This is a genomic window from Vibrio sp. R11-SG3-ISO3-SZ, assembly GCF_059834345.1.
On record NZ_JCBDGX010000003.1, the window covers coordinates 45392 to 64550 of the forward strand.

17 protein-coding genes and 1 pseudogene are annotated in these 19159 nt (G+C 43.5%); 6 read left to right on the forward strand and 12 right to left on the reverse strand.

Annotated features, from left to right (window positions below):
• Positions 1-370 precede the first annotated feature (370 nt).
• The 4 genes from AC6R1O_RS00490 to AC6R1O_RS00505 all read left to right on the forward strand — a co-directional run bounded on the left by AC6R1O_RS00490 (position 371) and on the right by AC6R1O_RS00505 (position 4903).
• Positions 371-1579 (forward strand): FKBP-type peptidyl-prolyl cis-trans isomerase, encoded by a 1209-nt coding sequence (locus tag AC6R1O_RS00490; RefSeq protein WP_500656288.1) that lies wholly within the window; start codon positions 371-373, stop codon positions 1577-1579.
• Positions 1580-1787: 208 nt separating this feature from the next.
• Positions 1788-2183: a hypothetical protein gene (locus tag AC6R1O_RS00495; RefSeq protein WP_500656289.1), complete on the forward strand. Its 396-nt coding sequence runs from the start codon at positions 1788-1790 to the stop codon at positions 2181-2183.
• A gap of 327 nt (positions 2184-2510) precedes the next feature.
• A complete protein-coding gene (locus AC6R1O_RS00500; RefSeq protein WP_500656290.1) occupies positions 2511-3383 on the forward strand; it encodes a hypothetical protein in 873 nt (290 codons plus the stop codon).
• Between the two features lie 444 nt (positions 3384-3827).
• Positions 3828-4903, forward strand: a protein-coding gene (locus AC6R1O_RS00505) for an IS3 family transposase (protein WP_500656291.1) whose coding sequence is annotated in 2 segments (ribosomal slippage) — positions 3828-4077 and positions 4077-4903 — 1077 coding nt in all. Because the reading frame shifts where the segments join, the coding sequence is not laid out codon by codon here.
• A 60-nt stretch (positions 4904-4963) separates the two neighbouring features.
• On the opposite strand, the gene AC6R1O_RS00510 is transcribed toward AC6R1O_RS00505, so the two are convergent.
• The 12 genes from AC6R1O_RS00510 to AC6R1O_RS00565 form a co-directional block, all read right to left on the reverse strand.
• A complete protein-coding gene (locus AC6R1O_RS00510; RefSeq protein WP_500656292.1) occupies positions 4964-6358 on the reverse strand; it encodes a hypothetical protein in 1395 nt (464 codons plus the stop codon).
• A gap of 543 nt (positions 6359-6901) precedes the next feature.
• On the reverse strand, positions 6902-7288 hold the full coding sequence (locus AC6R1O_RS00515) for a hypothetical protein (RefSeq protein WP_500656293.1): 387 nt from the start codon (positions 7286-7288) through the stop codon (positions 6902-6904).
• A gap of 139 nt (positions 7289-7427) precedes the next feature.
• Positions 7428-7727, reverse strand: coding sequence for a hypothetical protein (locus tag AC6R1O_RS00520; RefSeq protein ID WP_229653066.1), 300 nt, complete (start codon positions 7725-7727; stop codon positions 7428-7430).
• A 168-nt stretch (positions 7728-7895) separates the two neighbouring features.
• Positions 7896-9245, reverse strand: a complete 1350-nt coding sequence (locus tag AC6R1O_RS00525) for an amidohydrolase family protein (protein WP_500656294.1) — start codon at positions 9243-9245, stop codon at positions 7896-7898.
• Positions 9246-9731: 486 nt separating this feature from the next.
• Positions 9732-10601 (reverse strand): hypothetical protein, encoded by an 870-nt coding sequence (locus AC6R1O_RS00530; protein ID WP_500656295.1) that lies wholly within the window; start codon positions 10599-10601, stop codon positions 9732-9734.
• Between the two features lie 303 nt (positions 10602-10904).
• Positions 10905-11156, reverse strand: coding sequence for a hypothetical protein (locus AC6R1O_RS00535; protein WP_500656332.1), 252 nt, complete (start codon positions 11154-11156; stop codon positions 10905-10907).
• 272 nt (positions 11157-11428) lie between these two features.
• Positions 11429-12358, reverse strand: coding sequence for an N-carbamoyl-D-amino-acid hydrolase (locus AC6R1O_RS00540; protein WP_500656296.1), 930 nt, complete (start codon positions 12356-12358; stop codon positions 11429-11431).
• 16 nt (positions 12359-12374) lie between these two features.
• Positions 12375-13622, reverse strand: coding sequence for a Zn-dependent hydrolase (locus AC6R1O_RS00545; RefSeq protein ID WP_500656297.1), 1248 nt, complete (start codon positions 13620-13622; stop codon positions 12375-12377).
• Positions 13622-14851 carry a diaminopropionate ammonia-lyase gene (locus tag AC6R1O_RS00550; protein WP_500656298.1) on the reverse strand — a complete coding sequence of 410 codons (1230 nt, stop codon included), beginning with the start codon at positions 14849-14851 and terminating at the stop codon, positions 13622-13624. The genes AC6R1O_RS00545 and AC6R1O_RS00550 overlap by 1 nt, the downstream gene beginning before the upstream one ends.
• 47 nt (positions 14852-14898) lie before the next feature.
• The gene (locus AC6R1O_RS00555) at positions 14899-15930 is read right to left on the reverse strand and encodes a TRAP transporter substrate-binding protein (protein ID WP_500656299.1); all 1032 of its coding nucleotides are present in this window, start codon (positions 15928-15930) and stop codon (positions 14899-14901) included.
• 11 nt (positions 15931-15941) lie between these two features.
• Positions 15942-17225 carry a TRAP transporter large permease gene (locus AC6R1O_RS00560; RefSeq protein WP_500656300.1) on the reverse strand — a complete coding sequence of 428 codons (1284 nt, stop codon included), beginning with the start codon at positions 17223-17225 and terminating at the stop codon, positions 15942-15944.
• Positions 17222-17770 carry a TRAP transporter small permease gene (locus tag AC6R1O_RS00565; RefSeq protein ID WP_500656301.1) on the reverse strand — a complete coding sequence of 183 codons (549 nt, stop codon included), beginning with the start codon at positions 17768-17770 and terminating at the stop codon, positions 17222-17224. The genes AC6R1O_RS00560 and AC6R1O_RS00565 overlap by 4 nt, the downstream gene beginning before the upstream one ends.
• 149 nt (positions 17771-17919) lie before the next feature.
• On the opposite strand from AC6R1O_RS00565, the gene AC6R1O_RS00570 reads away from it, so the two are divergent.
• Entirely contained in the window at positions 17920-18789 is an 870-nt protein-coding gene (locus tag AC6R1O_RS00570; protein ID WP_500656302.1) for a MurR/RpiR family transcriptional regulator, read from the forward strand.
• Positions 18790-18971: 182 nt separating this feature from the next.
• A pseudogene (locus AC6R1O_RS00575) lies at positions 18972-19106 on the forward strand (transposase); the annotation flags it as partial.
• Between the last annotated feature and the right edge of the window lie 53 nt (positions 19107-19159).

A 19159-nucleotide genomic window follows, 5' to 3' on the forward strand; every position in this document is an offset into this window, starting at 1 on the left:
CAGAATCACTCGGTGATAATCACACAAGAAATAGTCCTCGTAACTCGGTTTGGGACAAGAGCGACTACCCTAAAGCGTTTCTGCCCCATACAGTGTTAACGCAATTACCCAAGCGCAGAAAACACTGCTGAAACGGTTACTTATGACTCATATTTGAGACGCCACTCTATTAAAGCATTCACTCTCCATATCATCTAGCTTTCTCAATTTACTTTAACAATTAATGAACTAATATCTGGTTTGTTACCAACGAGTTGTCGGCATGTTAAGTGATCAACGATTTATGGAGTAAAGTTGGACAAGGCCCATTTTAGCAACTTTAAAAGCATTGACTGATAACAATGCAAAAGCTGATTAAGAAGAAGGCTCTATGAAGAATATTATCGCAAGTATACTAGTGAGTGTAACAGTGTGGTCTGGTAAAGCTAGCGCCGTTGATGTCAGTGAGTTTTCTTCAATGGATGCCGCGGGACTGGAACATTTGGTTTCATCGAAGAAGTACAGGTTAATTAATAGCGGCTCTGATACTACGAGGGTTTATTATAAGGAATATGGCGACAATAGGGAGTATATAATAGTCGAAGTGTCAGGTTACGATATTGTTGATATTAGATTACTCTATCATGATGGTTCATCTATAGACAACAACATAAAGTCTTTGGTAAAAATATATGGCGATCCTATGTTACATTCGGATATTCTTGAAGAAGTTATAGATAATAATCACGCCTATAAAGAATTGACGTTACAGCATCTTGAAGCGCATTGCCAAAAGTCTCCTCTTTCAAATGACTTACAAGAATTATGTGCAAATATTGATAACCCCATAGTTCTAGACACCCTATTAAAGAACAATTTGCGAGGTGCAGATATACCACACTTCTACTGCCAGCAGGTAGGTGACAAGCCAAACTCACCACTATTTAATGGGGAAGAATGTTTGCTTGAACTAGTATACCTAGATGAGCTCAAGAAAGGTAAGGACACATTCAACCGCTCCCCCTTATTAGCCCCACCTCCAAACTCCTTACTCTCAGTCGAAGAAAGCTCTAATGGCCACGCAAAGTTCGGACTATTTAGTGCTATCGTTTGGAACACTGGAGACGAATTTGTGACCTACCAGTATCAGACGGGAGCATACGCGGGCTTGAGGGAAAGACCAGATGAGGGCTTTAGTTTTCATGTTGTTCGTATTCACCCTTTTTCTAAGACTGTTCTTTCGACTCAGACTGATTTAGATGACTATACAGTGACGAGGACAGGGCTTAAGTATCGCATTGTTAGTGGCAATAATTCTGGGCCTAAACCTACAGTTAATTCTAGGGTAACAGTGCACTATGAAGGTCGGCTAAAAGATGGGACTAAGTTCGACAGCTCTTTAGATAGAGGTCAACCCGTCACCCTGCCACTTAATGCTGTCATCCTTGGTTGGCAAGAAGGAATTAGCTTGATGGGAGTAGGAGACAAATTTACTTTTGAGGTGCCTCCTAACCTGGGATATGGCGAACAGGTAGTAGGTCAAATTCCGCCCAGTTCAACGTTGGTTTTTGATATAGAGCTGATAGATATAGTTGAGTAAGGTCGTGGAACCTAACTCTGTGAATATATTAGCCTATCGTAAACCGCCAGCTACCCGTTTTTTCTACGACAGAGAAGGAATGCCTACTGAGTAACTATGTTTGCTTTGAGAGCTATGCACTTCAGAGAGCTTTATTTGCAATCTATATCAAACAATAAGCTAGAAATAGCTTACGATTTAAACCCCTATAAATTTTGGATACAGATCTATGAAACTTAAAATATTTTTAGCGACCACATTTTGTCTTATTCTTAGCGCGTGTGGTGGTTCCACACCTCTAGATGTTGGGAAGAAATTTCTAGACGAATATTGCTCTTTCGACGGTGAAGGTACGAAAAAATACTCAACTCAAACATTTGGCTCAGTCATCTTTGCAAGGGTTAACAATATTACTAGTTCAGAGCAGCAAAAAGCAGACCCGATTGTAAGGTGTGAATACGAAATCACTGAAGTAAAAGAACAACCTAACCGTGCTATCCTGATGTACTCAATAAATTACATCTATCAAAGCGGGGCTTCAACTGGTTTCAAAAAAGGGTGGAACAACGCGGTAATGCTAGAGCATTCAGAAAAAAATGGATGGCAAGTTAATGGATTCAACTAATTGTAATGGATAAGGTAGCTTGGCTAACCACTTTGATTATTTGATGCTATGTAGGAAGGGAGAGTATTCGCGATTTAGAATACACATAATTACCCAAAGGTTAAGCATTGCCTGACGTTCATAACTCGATAATATCCAGTATTGGAGCTATTTTTCGTCGCTAACTCTGTTCTGCCCCATTTCCTAGTTAGTAATTCATGATTCAACTCGCGTAATGCGCTCACTGTCGCAAATTTAAGATTTACCTATTAGTACTTTCGGAACTCTATACAAATCTAGAGTTCGTATCTATCTTTCAAAGTATCATAGTTATTAAATGAGGTTAATATGCGTAAATATTGGGGTTTATATATAGTTGCAACGACAGTTGCGTTCTCTGTTCAAGCACAATGGTGGAAGTATGAATTCGATGGAAAGTTTTCAGGTAATTCAGTCGAGACTTTTCAAGTTGGAGAAGCGAAGTTGGGTGATAAAATTGACGGAGACCTCACACCATTATCATCTAGATTGGCGACCGTCAACGAAACGTTAAGCGAACTAAGTAGTGAATGCTTAAATGGGAACCCAGCTACACTCGAAGCTTGGAGAGAAATGAATAGGGTAGGAGCGATATCACCAAATTGGAAAAGAGAGGAATTATGGCAAACTGCACCCATTCTACTTTCTGCCAATACAAAAGACCATCATATCGCTAACAGCAATGCTATGGCAATTAATGACACTATTGTATCGATAAGCTTTTATAAGGAATATGTGACTACTAGCGATAGTGAAATTTTGGAAAATATGGATCAGAAGTACGGTGAGCGCATCATACATGAATCAGAAAAAAATGACCTCGGTGAGGTACATTATGTAGCGTATGGAAAGCATTCCCCCTCTTCTTTGAAGACACTTTTTGCTAATGGTGACAGTCCACTCCGGTATTACCCTAACGTTAATTTAACTTCTTCACGGTTCTATACACTTTGGAAAAAAATAAAAAATCAACCTGATATACCTGAAACGCCTTTGTTATATGCACAATTAAGTACCAGTAAAGGAACTGGTAAAGTTCACTTAGCAATAGTTGCGTTTCAAAACTTAAAGAAACAAGTTACTTATTTTGATGAGATGGTCAACTACTGTGCTGAAACAAAAAGAAAAAGATTTGAAAAGTTAACTGAAGAAAAGTTAAAGACGTTGGGCAATGAGCTTTAGATGCGTCTTGCTACATATATGTAGAGAAGATGGAGTCTAAGGACTAATACTTAGTAGATAGCCGCAAGATTTAGCGGCTATTTCTGATCTTAGAGCTTAAGCTTACAATTTGCGGGGGATGTCTTTCCGCTTGGCTTGCCAGCAGGGATAAACATAGCCAAATCTTCAGGTTTCGACCACAGTGTTCTAGACCCATAGCGCCAAGGCGCTTTTGTCCCCGAGCAAGACACTCTGACTAATAAAAAGAGGAGACGTTTCCGTCCCATCTAAGTTTAGCCACGATACGTATCGTCCATACCGTAACCACCAAGTTTTGATAGCGCTTCACTTTCCTCTTCTGTCAATGGCATATTTAACATTCTGGTATATTTGACCTTTCCCCCTAAATTAACACCATGACTTTGATGAGATTTCTAATACACTAGAAACAGTGGAGATCTCAAAATGAAAAAACGATACACGGAAGAACAAATCATTAAGGCGATAAAGCAGCACGAGGCTGGCGCTAAGGTGGACGACATTTGTCGTGACATGGGAATATCATCTGGCACGTTTTACAACTGGCGCAGCAAATACGCTGGGCTTGAAGTGAACGAAGCAAAAAGGCTCAAGGAACTCGAGTCTGAGAATAATAAGCTCAAGAAATTGTTGGCTGAGAAACTGCTCGAAGTTGAAGCGATGAAGGACGTTGTCTCAAAAAAGTGGTAACGCCATCTTCTCGAAAGCTTGTTGTCCGATATCTCATTGATACTCATCGACTGAGTGAGAGAGTGGCCTGTAAGCTTGCGTGTTTGAGTCGAACGGCGTTTCGATACTGCCCTAAAACCCCGTCAGATATTGGGTTACGCGAACGCTTGAAAGAGCTAGCGGCACAATATTCTCGCTACGGCTACCTAATGCTCCATGGCTTACTAAAAGCGGAAGGTCTAGTTGTGAATAAGAAGCGCACCTATCGTCTATACACGGAAGAAAGGCTTCAAGTCAGAACGAAGAAGCGCAAAAAGCTACATCGCCCTCGATTGGTTATGGATCTCCCTACCCGAGCTAATCAACGCTGGTCGATGGATTTTGTATCTGATCAGTTGAGTAATGGAAGACGTTTTCGCGTACTCAATATCGTTGATGACTTTTCACGAGAGATCATTGGACAACTGGTGTCCGTATCAATCAGTGGTCAGCAGGTTGCTCGATTTTTGACTCAACTGATCGAGGTGCGCAGTAAGCCTAACAATATTGTTTGCGATAACGGCACAGAGTTCACCAGTAAGGCTATGTTCTTTTGGGCTAAGACCACCTCGGTAACACTTGCCTTTATCCAGCCTGGTAAACCAACTCAAAACGCTTTTGTGGAGAGCTTAAATGGCAAATTCAGAAATGAATGTCTCAATCAACACTGGTTCAGAACTCTGGATGAGGCACGTTACGAAATAAATCTATGGAGAGAGCATTACAACCACGTTCGGCCTCATAGCTCTCTCAATTACATGACGCCAGTTGAGTATGCCAATCAAGCGGCGTGAAGATAAGAAACTTCATCGAGGTGATGGTACTAATCTCGGGGAAAGGTCATATCGAATCACTTACTTAGACAAAGGGTTCATAGACTTAACGTCACTAACAATTTGCTTTAGTAAGCTCGTGTGTTCCTTAACAGTATTAGCAGATAAAGCATGTTCAAGCTTCTTATCTATAGGTGTTCTGTAGATCTTGTCTACTGACTCCATGATCAACTTGTCTTTGTTCTCATCAGTGTTCAACTGTTCTGCGTAAGAGTTCACAGTCAGTGCTACAGCAGACTTGAAAGCATACTCCTCTTGGAAGTTTCTTTCTTTCGAATACTGCGAGATAACAAACCACATAAACGCCAAAGCAGGGATAATTTTTAATGAGTTTACAGCGAAGCTTTGCCAAGTCAGTTCAGCTAAAGACGTTCCATTAAAGATAGAAGTTATCCACCAAATAGTAAGACTCGCAGCTACAGGAACTAGACCACCCCAAATCAAAATAGTCCTATTCAGTTCTTTTTTACGTGCTTTAAAAGTCTCGAACAAAGAAGCACCTACTTCTCGACCTATCAGATCATTTAGGTACTCGCTTCGCTCTTCGTAGCTCTTATGTCTTTGTTCTATATCGGCTAGAGCAAGCATCATTTCAGAGTCATGTTTCGCAAACTCTGCTCTTTGATGTTCCGTATTAGAAAACGCTTCTTCGAATCGCTTATCTTGTTCGGCTATAAACTCGTCTAGCTTCTCTTCTCTTTCTTTTAGAAAGTTCTGTGCTTCCCTTATCCGTCGGTCAAGGTCTAGCTTGGTTTGCTCATTACTTTTTACCCCATCTTCGGCACGGGTGATTATCTGCAAACCTTTATTGTTAATATTGTTGATTTCAGATTCTTGCTGTCTAGCCGCTTCTAACAGACTTGTAATCTCGTTTAGTTCGGCTGATTTAGACTTGGTTAAGTTATCTAACTTAGCTTTCGTTTCTTCGATACCGTCTAGTGAATGCTTAAGATGTCCAGAAACACTAGACAAATAGTTTCTTAATGAATCGATTTGATTCTGTTCTGCCTCTAGGTCTAACGGACTATAGAAGTCAGATGAACGAACATATAAACCGTTCAAAGTTAAGTAATGAAGCAACCTATTGATACTCGGTACAGCAGAAGGAAACTTTTTACCGTTAATCTGATTAACCAAGTTAGCAAGATCTTGAGTCAAGTTGCCGTTGCCAAAGTCATTTTGAAAATTACAAGTAAACGGCATGAACTTTAGCTGACCGTTTATATCAGCATGTTCAAAAGCAACTAAGATACGTTCTATAGCACCTACAAACTCGTTTATAGACAGTTCACCGATAACTGCTTGGTCAGTATCAGCTACGTTTGGATAAGCTTCTGCTAGCTTTTCTGAAAGCTCTAGTTTGCTTAATCTGTCTAAAACATCCTTGACTTGTTTCGCTTGCGTTTGATTCATCATCACTCCCTAAAGGTATGAAATTATTCTACATAAATCGAGATATAAAAGCGATTGACTATAGGTGTTCCAAACTCTGGGGTGCTGTGTGGTAAGACCTTAGCTAACTAGACATTACACAGACAAGAAAATGTAGGTCAAACCACCTAACAGTGATTTGTGAGGCTGAACGCTACTGGCAAGGAATGGGGCACAAGTAATTCACGAAACAGATGGATTCGCAATTGTGCAAGACCCTCTTGCACAATTGGATACTAGATCTTTGTCCAACAGCCTGGTGGACAATTGGGGACATGTAGGAGTTGTTGCAAATTCTGCAACTACTGAGGATTCCTCGGTAGTTGCTCATTAGCTCATCCTATGGATTTTACAGTGGCTCCTGAAACGTTTTGGGGCAAAGGCTTGTTACGACGCCCGAGGTTGAAACTATTAAATAATGCTTATGAGTTAGAGAGCAATAAGCTCTGGTACATTTACCCCTCACCACGAAAAAGGATAAAAGGCCAACGTAAAATACGCTGGCTATGGGGTTCTGAGTGGGTTGATTTATTGCTTTTCAACGTAAATCGCTTGACCACTAACAGTTTGTTCAGAGATTGGTATCAAGTACTGATAGTCGGTACCTTGTCCACCTATCATTACTGAGTTATTGCTACCAGTCGCACCTAGTAAGACCCCATTTGCTCCAAGTTTCGCAGCCTGTTTTTTCAGCTCCTCAATTGCATAGTCAATTGAATCCTGCTTTGTAAAACCAGCGTCACTTGAAGCATTTACCAAGGCGATTGTCTCATATGACTCTGGCGTTTGGAGATAGAGACGTACTTTTTCTGGCGCGATAGGCTCTCTTGCTTCATCTACTAATATTGCAGATCCTGAAGCGCAACCAGTAAGTGCAAGTATGAGTGCAAGTAAGAGTGTTTTATAGATTCTCATTTTTTAACTATTGCTACGTGGATTATCTGAGCACTACATTATACAGTTGGCCGTCACCATTATGATAAAAAGTATCATCATCCCATTGCCTTGATTTGTAACAAACATTAGAGATACCCACTTTGGGCAACTTTGTACTTCAAAGCATGGCTCTAAGCTCTTTCATTTTATCTTCTGCATGGCGGTAGCCTTGCTGGTAATCAGCCGCTGACTTTCGACATGCCTCAGCATAGCTCTCACCTAAGCCTTTATTATTGTCGAAATTAGTGAACTCATCACGATAACGTTCAACGAAATGGTCATAGTCTTTTTGATGTACAGCAATCTCATTAATAATGTTTGCTCGTTTGGACTCTCTCCAAGTTTTGTAGGTAAACCATGCTGAACACAATGCGATAAATACTGCTAGTAAGGCTATCCAGTCGGAGCTTTCCATCATTACCTCTATTGTTGGGTTATTAAAAACTTCAGCCGCTTACAAACTGTACTCGCATAAGAGAAACTAAGTCAAATTCAGCTTATTGAAGTGCGTGGACACATACTCGAAACGCGTTTTGGGGCAAAAGCGATTCAACAACTGAACCGCTTTTTGCAGAGCAACTATCTGTTAACTTTTATTGCTGTTACGACCCGTTTTCAGTAACTGGACCGTTTTCTCGTTACGCTCTAAGAGATCGTGAAATTCCGTATCGCTAATTGGTAGCTTCCCTTTATCCTTGAGGATCTGACCTTCAACTACAACATACTCAACATTGACTGGCTCAGCATTGAATGCAATCTGTGCTAATTCATCATGGTTAACCCCCATATTGGTCGTGGCTGGGTCAATGATGATCAAATCAGCCCTTTTCCCTACCGTCAACGATCCAATCATGTCTTCCATTCCAATGACTTTAGCGCCACCCATCGTTGAAAGATACAGCACATCCTCGACTGTCGGGAACACCGATGGATCTTGATGATAGGCACGCTGCAGACCGATAGCGGCTTTCATCAGTGCGAAGTAGTTTGAGTTATCAGATGTCCCACCATCTAACCCCATGCCAATATCAATCCCCGCCTTGTACATTTTTTCAACAGGCGCGACGCCCGAGGCTAATCGCATGTTACTCAATGCATTGTAAGTTACCTTAGCCCGACTTTTCGCCATCATGTCAATTTCATCATCATTGACATCAACAACATGATTAAGAACTAACCGCACATCCGTTGCGCTGGTATTGCGTATAGTCTCTGTCTGCTCATCTAAGCGATCTTTCTTATTTTCGGCATAATGTAAGTTGAGTGTGGTCTTCATTTCCTTCGCCATATCTACCGCATTCTGCACTTGGTCCTGCATAAAAACGGCTGGGTGCGAAGCCAGATGTAATGTACCAAGTACATCTTTGTCAATCTGTGCTTTCGTCACTTTAGCATGAGCGTTAGTCAGTGGGTTCAGGTTGTAGGTATAGACATAGCGCATCCCCGAATCCTGCAATGCCTGTACATTGCCCTCAACAAACTTGGCACTGTAAGCATGTGACCAATCAACCACTGTCGTTACGCCAGTGTTAATAAGATCTAAAGTACTCAAAGTCACAGCATCATACGCTTGCTGGTAATTAAACGAGATGTTATAGACACAAGGAGGCAACCAATCTTTCACATTTTTGTCTATACCACATCCTCTGATGGTAGATTGCCATAAATGGTTATGGACATCGATAAGCCCTGGCATCACTATTTTTCCACTGGCATCAATGACTTTTGCATTTTGATTAGACAGATTTTCTCCAATAGCGACGATTTGACCGTCATCTATCAGAATGTCCTGCTCATAGAGTCTTCCTGTCAGGTCTTTATCTGTCGATTGCATCGTGATAACCAAAGAGGCATCTTTGATCAGTAAAGGTGCAGCGTTCACCATTAATGGTGCACATATCAGTGTTGCGAGTATGGTTTTCTCATATACCTTCATTATTGAGTTCTCAAGATGGTAAAAACAACAACAAGGCAACACTCATGCCATAATGTTATGATATATATAACTTTTACCCATTCAACTTGAAGTAATGGTGCCGAGCGTTTTGAATCAATCTTAAATTTCTTTATACTTAGGCTGACTCCTAAAATCACTCGGATAACTTTAGATAGGGTAAATTTGTATCGATAGGATTTTGGAGAGTATTTACCTAGCTGATAAAGGGGCAGATCTGCGTTACTTCGACCTACCCAGGCAGCACAGAGTTGGACAAAAGTTTCTTAGGTTAATAATTCAAGTTAGATACACACGGATAACTTTTGGTGAGCAAATCGCTTAGTGAAGCGTCCAGTTGGCTGGAGCAGATCAAGAAGCTTACTCATTTAGAATCAAGGAACTGAACTTAGCTATAGGAGGTTTCAAAGCGATGGCTGTGGTAAAATTTAGGTGCCAAGAAGTAGAAATCTCTCAGGCTCTAAGGGGTTACAGCTCTAACCCAACCGATTGACCCACGATGTTTTCAAGCCTTGATTTGCATAAGGCGATATTCGCCTCTGAAACGTTGTAAACCTCCTTCACGCCATGAAATGCCCAATACTGAACTGAGGTGATGGAGTCGTCATTTCTATACAACGATATGAGAAAATTACGGTCGACTTTGTCCGACTTTTGATCCCAGTACATTGGAAATACGATGGGTCTATTGCCTTTCTCAATCTTGTCCTTTTGAGTAGAGAAAGATGGGAAATCATAAAAATAGAAACTTTTATTTCTCTTTGTTTGTAGGGTCTGTTTGGGGTTGCCGAATCTCTTAACTAAAGCTTGACTGACGTCATCTACCGAGTAGGAATATTGTACGGTAGCGGATAAGCCTATCACGGCTTTTGTGGTGTCATGATAATAAACCTCAATATGCCTTACATTATGGTTAAGAAAAGATTCTTGAATCAGCATTCTTTTGTACAAAGGTTCTTTAAAAGGGACGGACTTATCAACCTCGTAGGAATGATTATACCCCTGTTTCTGAGTGAGTCTTAACCAATTCGTGACCGCGGTTACCTCTGCCTTATTTTGATTGTTAATGCGGTCTTTAAATGGGTTGGTACAAAATTGTTCTCCAATAATGAAAGCGATGCCATCCATATGGCGACTCTCCTTATCAAAGTAGTGATTGGGTAACGGCTTACCAATCTGTATGTCACCAACTCCGAAGTTATCTAAGTTATCACCGACGACTTTGTATTCGGTACTGTAAGCCATCTGATTGAAAAGCAGCAGTGTCAACAATAAGCGCATCTTCATATTTGGATCTCTGTGTGATAAATTATTCAAGCATAGCACTGCACTTTTCATCTGTCAGATCCCATAAATATGTTGAGGCGCATATCTCCTAAATCGTGTCACAGAATATCAAAATCAGAATACTATTATTCGCTCAATTGCCGATACAACAAGTTATGGGGAAAAAGTGTTTTAGAGCAGTCGCACTAAGGCGCTCTTGTCCGTAAGCGACTTCACCACCTCAATATAAAAACTCACTTATCATACATAAATATAGCCACGGTCACATGAACAGAATTTGGCCAAACTTCGATTGTCTACGAGCTGGGTTTTGTTGGGCGAAACTGATAATGGGGCAAAAATGCGTTGCAGTTTTCAAATAGGGAAGTGTCTTTCCTCATACTCTTCAACCAATGCAGCTAGTCTTTCAAGTTCGTCACCTTCGGGAGTGCCTGGTTCGGCTACATCAAACAGAGATTCAATTCGCTTCAATGCGGCTTTGTAATCACTTTCACAGGGTTCAATGCCCATTTCATCCAATTTTGCCGCAGCCAGCTCATCAGCATGTGCAGTATAGGATGTCATCCCCGCGACTAGTTCTTTTTCTGACTGCCGTTTCTTGTTCATAGATAGCTTTTCCATTTAAAGACTCCCAACCACTACAGGATGATGTTCCTTATCTCACCCAAAATGGCAATAGGCACTTAAGGGTAAGATGCCGTTGGTGGAAGTTGCTAGACAATAGTATCTGACTACCCCCTCCTACTTTGGTTCATAAGTAGGAGGGGGTATTGCCATTTTCGAGTGTTTGTTTTTGGGCTATGGGTAAGTGAAAAAGCCAGAATGCCGATAAATACTCAACCCTTTCATGCACATTTCCTTATACTGGGATATCGCTACTACTTTTCTCCGACAGCCCTACTGATTATTTCATACTCCTCTGGGCTACGGTGTAAATCAAAATTGAAGATATGCTCTTTGATTTCCCGGGTACGCTCGAAGTCACAATCAGCAACAATCAGCTCATCATCCACCGTTGATGCCAGGGCAACGATTTCTCCTGTTGGCGCGATAATACAGCTCTGGCCTAACAGTTCACAGCCCTCTTCATTGCCCGCTTTGGCACAGGCAATGACCCAGCAACCGTTCTGGTACGCCGCTGACTGCATAACGACATGATTATGGAAACCCTGCAGATGGTCATGTTGCGGAACGGGTGGGTAATGCATAGGAGTGTTGTAACCCAGAACAATCATCTCAGCCCCCTTGAGAGCCATAACCCGGTAGGTTTCCGGCCAGCGGCGATCATTACACAGCGCCATACCTACCTTACCCCCCATAAAGTCCCAGGTACCGAAGCCAAGGTCGCCGCGCTCAAAATAACGCTTCTCCAGATGCTGAAAAGGACGCCACGATTCATTATCATGATGGCCCGGCAGGTGGATCTTACGGTACTTGCCGACAATCATTCCTTTGTCATCCACCAAGATAGAAGTATTAAAGCGTTGACTGGGACCTTTCCCGTCCAGAACTATCTCTGCATAGCCCAAATAAAAGCCGATCCCTAATTCAGCCGCTTTATCAAACAACGGCTTGGTATCATCATTCGGCATCTCCTTTTCGTAAAACTGGGCAAGCTCACCTTCGTCTTCAAAGAACCAGCGCGGGAAAAAAGTGGTTAAAGCAAGTTCAGGAAAAGCAACAAATGTACACCCTTTCCGGTGGGCTTGTGTAAGCAAACGGATAAGGCGAGTAACAACTTCACTTTTGGTTTCATTGCGGGTGATAGGCCCCAGTTGGGCTACTCCAACCGTGAGTATTCTAGACATGTAAACAACTCCTTTTTCACATGCAAAGTTCTAATATGGTCTTGAGCAATACATTTGCTCCATTAGCCACCTGATCTGGGTGGGTGTATTCATGGATGTTATGGCTGATACCATCCTGGCTTGGGACAAATATCATCGCCGTTGGACAAAGGGGCGCAAACATCTGCGCATCGTGCCCTGCACCGGAAAACATGCGCTTTGTCGACATGCCACTGTTTTGCGCGTGACGTTCAATATGTCCGATCATCTCAGTGTCAAAGACAACAGGAGCAAAACGGGCAAGTATCTTTTTCTCAACGCGGATGCCATGCCTATCCGCCAGGGAAGCGATGAAGGCTTCAAGCTTTGCTTCAGCACATTGCAGCTCTAGCTCATCACTGTTTCTCAGATCAACCGTGAATCTGGCGTAATTTGGGATAACATTAACTAAGTTTGGCCTAAATTCTACAGAGCCCACCGTCGCCAGTTGATTAGGAGACATGGATCCGGATAACTGATGGACATAGGATATGACGCTTGCAGCCGCTAGCCCCGCATCATGGCGGTATGACATCGGCGTCGTACCGGCATGGTTAGAGGTGCCATGAAAAGTATATTCAGACCAGGATATTCCCTGCACACCCTCTACAACGCCAATATCTAACGCTTCCTCATCCAGGACAGGGCCTTGTTCAACATGCAGTTCAATGTAAGCAGCGACGGCATCCTTAACACACGGAAATGTATCTACCCCCTGGTAGCCGATACGTGACAACTCCTCACCGACACTCACCCCGTCAATACCTATAGTCGCAAGGGCGGTTTCAAGTGGCAAGCTCTTGGTAAAAACCGCACTGCCCATCATATCTGGCGCAAATCGTGAGCCTTCTTCATTGGTAAAAAACGCTACACACAGCGGAAAAACCGGTTTAATACCGGAGTCAATAATAGTTTCTATTACCTCTATTCCAGCCAGAACACCAAGGTTACCGTCAAATAGGCCGGCAGTCGTTACCGTATCGATATGCGAGCCCATCATCACGGCGGGCTTTTCGGCCTGGCCTTTAAGGGTAGCGACAACATTGCCTATAGGATCGATTGCAATGTCGAGACCCAGCTCTTTCATCCAGCTTACCACTAGATCACGCCCCATCTTGTCCGAATCGGTAAGAGCCAACCGTGATACCCCACCGCCATCCAGAGCTCCAATTTCGCCAAGCATTTCCAGACGGCCCAGTAAGCGCTCGGCGTTGACAGATAGAGGCGCTGTGCTTTCCTCGGCCATCAAACCACCTCTCCACTTTCCATAAAATCTGTGACTAACTCTTTGTATAGCTGTGGATCCGTTGCGCCTTCGCTTCCGATGAGTAGAACGTTACTGTTCTCATCCAGCCTTAATGCCGCCCTAGCCTCGTTATCGCCAGCCGCCAGTAGCAATCCACTGAGCCCCGCCACTGCCGATTCACCCGCGATAATCGTATGAGTGGAGCATAAATCGCTGCCGGCCAACAAGCGCATACAGTCAATAGCAGACTCATCAGTTACCGTCATAAAGTGGCTTGCACCTACGGAAAGGATATCCCAAGCCAGCAGCGACACTTCGCCACACGCCAAGCCAGCCATTAATGTATCCAGCTCTCCATCCACCGCTACCGGACGTCCAGCTTTGGCACTTTTGAACAGACAGTCGGCTTTTTCTGGCTCCACCACAACACAAATAGGGCGCTGCGCGCCATAACGTTGCCATGCCTGTGCAACGACGGCTGCAGCGAGGCCGCCTACGCCACCCTGGACAAAAATATGACTTGGAACGGTACCTTCCGGCATCTGCGAGAAAGCCTCATCAGCCATCACGGTGTAACCCTGCATCACGTCCCTAGGCACATCCATATAGCCTTCATAGGAAGTATCAGAAACCACATATCTGCCGAGTTCTTTAGCATCTAGGTCGGCCTGACGCACGGCATCATCATAATTACCTGGGACGCGGATAACACTGGCACCATAAGCTTCAATCGCCTTCTTCCTTCCTACACTCACAGTTTCGTGGATATAGATAACGCATTGGCAACCATACTGCTGACATCCCCAGGCGACAGAACGTCCATGGTTACCATCAGTGGCACAGGTAATGGTGACATTTTCAATAACTTTGCGATATTTCCCAGAACGTAAATCCTGATCACTAACGTCATCCCCTCCCCCCGACGACTGTACAATTCGTTTGAGCAGATTTGCTACAGCATAAGCACCGCCAAGTGCCTTAAAGCTGCCTAATCCAAACCGGGTGGATTCATTTTTATAGAAAATACCCGCGACATTGATCGCTTTGGCTGCATTGTCTAACGTCTCCAGCACTGTTGGTGTATAGCCTGGCCACTGCGAGATATCATTAAACGCAGCCTTGAAACCAGCTGGGTTGAGTATTTTTTGGTGCTGGTCACCCAGAGCTTTCGGAGCATTGCAGGAAGGGTTACCGACCAACCGAAATCCAGGAGTGATAGAATAATTCATATATTGTTATCTCCGAAGGGGCGGTAGATACCACCCCATAAAAATGATTAAGATTCTTCAATTGCAGCAAGGAATGCGTTCATCATTTCCTCACCTTCACTGCCGTATTTCTCTGTAATCACCTTCTTCACTACCGGCTGGGACATATCTTTAAATGCCTGGCGCTCTGCTGCTGTAGGTGTATACACCTTCATCGTTTTCTTAAGCAGCTCTAGGCCTCTGTCGGAGGCTTCGATAGCTCGGGCTATACCTCGACCAGCAACAATAGCTGAACGGGCTGCATAGTTAACAACGCTCTTCTCTTCTTCACTTAGCGAGGCGTAGAAGTCCGGGTTGATAGTCCACACATAAGGGGTAAATAGATGACCAGTCAGGGTAAGGTATTCCTGTACTTCAGCAAATTTCGCAAATGAGATAATCGGCACTGGGTTCATCTGTCCATCCGCTACGCCGGTCTGCAATGCCGTGTAAACCTCAGACCATGCAATAGCTGCAGGCTGGCCACCCAGGGATTGGATAACTGCTTTGTGAGACTCCAGTCCCATGGTGCGGATTTTCAGTCCTTTCATATCCTCAGGAGAGTGAATCTCTTTCTTAGAGTTCGTTAACGCAAAGAAGCCGCCAGAATCACCAAAACCAAGCACCTGCAGGCCCGCTTTATCCTGAATATCTGCCCCAAGTTTTTTACCGAACTCGCCATCGAATACCTTATATGTGGTACTGATGTTTGGATATGCAAATGGAACATCAAGCACACCGATCAGCGGATAGGCAGCTGCCAGACCACCAACAGAATGAATACCAGACTGAATTACGCCAGCTTTTACCTGGAAGATAACTTCACTGTCTTTACCAAGCTGTGAGTTTGGGAATAGTTGCACCTGCACCTCACCATTGGTACCGGATTCAACGAGGCTCTTGAATACTGTAGCCATCGCACCTGTTGGGTTGTCGAATGGGTCATTATTGTTCAGGTGGTGCAGTTTCAACGTTTTTGCAGCCATAACGGGGCTGATAATACAGCTAGTTGCAATCAGGCTAAGTGCCGCAGTTTTTAATGTCCGTTTAATTAATTTCATGGATGTCTCCCTTAGAATCCGAACTGACGAGGTATAAACAATGTAAGGTCACTCCAAAACGCAATAAGTACTAAAACAGCGAACTGGATTAGCAGGAATGGCCACAGTGAATAGGTGATTTTTTCTACTTTCTCTCCTGTCACAGAAGAAAGCACGAATAAGCAAGCGCCCACTGGCGGGGTCATCAGAGAAATGTTAAGAGCTAGAATAATCATGATGCCGGCATGAATAGGGTCCATACCGATTGCATTGGTAAGCGGAACAAGAACAGGAGCCAGGATAATCAACACCGCGTTAATATCCATAAACATCCCAATACCAATCAGCAGCAGTAGTATCATCAAGGTGATAATCGCAGGATCTTGGGAAAAACCTAGAAAGCTTTCTGCAATCATTTGTGGGATCTGGTTGAATGTCATCCACCATCCAACAATGGACGCCGATGCAATAATCAGGAACACAACACCAGTGATCTTTGCGGTGCGGATAAGCATCTCTAAGATGTCATTAAGGCTAATACAGCGATAAATAACTGTACCAATAAACAGCGCGTAGAACACAGCTGCAGCGGCAGCTTCCGTTGGGGTTACTATGCCGACAAGGATACTGCCCAAGATGAATACAGGCATAAATATAGCGAGCAAGCTTGAACGGAATGTTTTCAGTATAAACAGTAAACTGGGCTTATTTTCACCGGCCGGCAGCATCCACCTGCGACCAAATGCTGCTATTAACGCCATACAGGTTACGGCAATCAGGATCCCGGGAATGATCCCTGCGGCAAACAAACCTGAGATCGAAACACCCATTAACGAACCATATATCACCATAAGGTTTGAAGGTGGTATCGTTGGTCCGATGATTGAGCCAGCCGCCGTTACAGCACAAGCAAATGGACGGGTATAGCCCTTTTTCACCATAGCTGGAACAAGTGTATTACCAAAGGCAGCGGCATCAGACACAGCAGCTCCGGTCATACCGGCAAACATCACCGATGCAAGCATGTTCGACTGGGCTAACCCTCCGCGGAAATAGCCCACCAAAGCCTCAGCAAACTGGATTAAACGCACCGTAATACCCGAGCGGTTCATAATCTCCCCGGCCAGAATAAAGAACGGCATCGCCATGAAAGTGAACAGGTCCAAACCCTCGAAGAAACGTTTGGCGCCCATCACCATCATATAGTCGCCCCCAATATTGTATAAGCCGACAACGCCGGCGATACCTAACACATATCCAATGGGCATACCTAAAAGCATCAATAGAAAAAAGCAAACAGTAACGGTCAGGATCATTTGTTGTTCCCCACAGGCAGGTATTTAGGAAACAGGGATAACAGAGGAGAAGTAAACAGAATCTGAATCACTGTTAGGAAAGCGGACACCGGTACCGCAGCAAAAGGAATCATCATGGTTATGCCAAATATATTGGCGTACTGGTGGGCGCCATCGATCGTCATTCTCAATCCATAAACCACCAGATAAACAAAAAAGAGGATTGAGATAATGTCAACAACAATGGCAAGCAGCTGTCTTAACCTTTCTGGTAACTTATCAACCAACAAGTTAAAACCAATATGCTCCCTCTTTCTTGCACCACATGACACAGCAAGGAGCGCCGACCAAATCATCACATATCTGGCAAACTCTTCTGTCCAGGTGATATTGGCACCGACAAAGTACCTGTCGACAATCCCCAGCCATACAACCAAAACCATCAGCCCAACTAAAAGCGCACAGGTAACTTCTACAATACGGTTCAGCCGGCCAGAAACATTCTGCACAAACACGCCGAATCTACCTACTTCTACCGATGTGAGAACGACATCTGTTCGGGTCATTTCCTTTCCTTTTAAGTTAGCCACTGAAAATGCAATATCAACTTTCAAAATATTAAAATTTGATTTTCAGTCGGTCAAGGGTTTTTTGAAAATTATTTTTCATATAACATGCATTCTGAAAATTTATTTTCGATATGACAGGGGATATCATGAACAAGATAAACGAGCAGAACCTACTTGATGCCAGAATTCGGGAGCATTATGAAAGTATGCCGCCTTCAGAAAAGCTACTTGCCGATTTTCTCCTAACTTTCCCTGGGCACATTACAGACTATTCTGCAACAGAGCTGTGTGAACTGGCTGAAACATCAAGAGCGGCTGCATCTCGTTTCTTCAGCCGACTAGGCTATAAAGACTTTAATGATGCAAAACGGCAGGCCAGGGAAGCCAAAAAGTGGGGCACTCCTCTTTACCAGACCAACACCCCGCCGGCTAAAAGCAACTCCAGTACTAGCCAGGTTATCTCTGATCATATAAACCGGGAACAGACCAACATACAGCGTTCTTTAGAAGGTATTGAAGGGGCAACCCTGCGTTCAATAGTAAACGCGATTGTTAACCATAAGCGTGTAATGTTGGTGGGTTATAGAAACAACCACTTTTTCGCTGAGTATTTTCAACGGCAACTATCTCTTCTTAGAGATGGCGTTACGATTCATCCTAGCTCCCATCAAACCATTGCTGAAGAGCTATTTGATCTCAGTAGTGAAGATTTATTGATCGTATTTGGCTTTCGAAGAAGAACCCGTATTCTTAGTGATATCATCGATCTAGCGAATAAATGTGGAGCCTCAACGCTGTTAATAGCTGACCCTACTGCTGCCGCTCTCGAAAAGCGGGTAAAGTGGAAAATTGAGTGTAACGTGTACAGCACATCAAGCTTTGATTCCTACAGTAGTGTAATGAGCACCCTAAACCTCCTGATCAACCAGGTACTATCAGCAAATGAATCTATAATTGAAAGGCTGAGGGCTATTGAGTCAGTCCATGAGCAACTTGGCGAGCTTAGCGAAAATTAACTTCACTTGAGTGAGGTTGCGCAATCCTGTGAAATTGCATAACAAGACAGAAAAGCCTGAAAACACACCAATCTGGAACCAGATCCAACTCCCGTAATAGTTACTCGGGTAAGTCACTCTGAATCGGCCAGCCTCCTGTAGCCACTAATTTGATTTACTATTAGTAGTCCACAGGAGGACAAATGAACAAGCAGTTGACCGATAAATTTAAAATCCAAGCCGTTAAGCAAGTCACCGAACAAGACTGCACTGTAGCAAGCGTGTCAAAGCTCCTTGGGGTCTCCACCAATAGCCTCTACAACTGGATGAAGAAGTACGGTTCAGACAGCATTATCAGCAAACGAGTGAGTACAATGCCGCGAGAAACGTG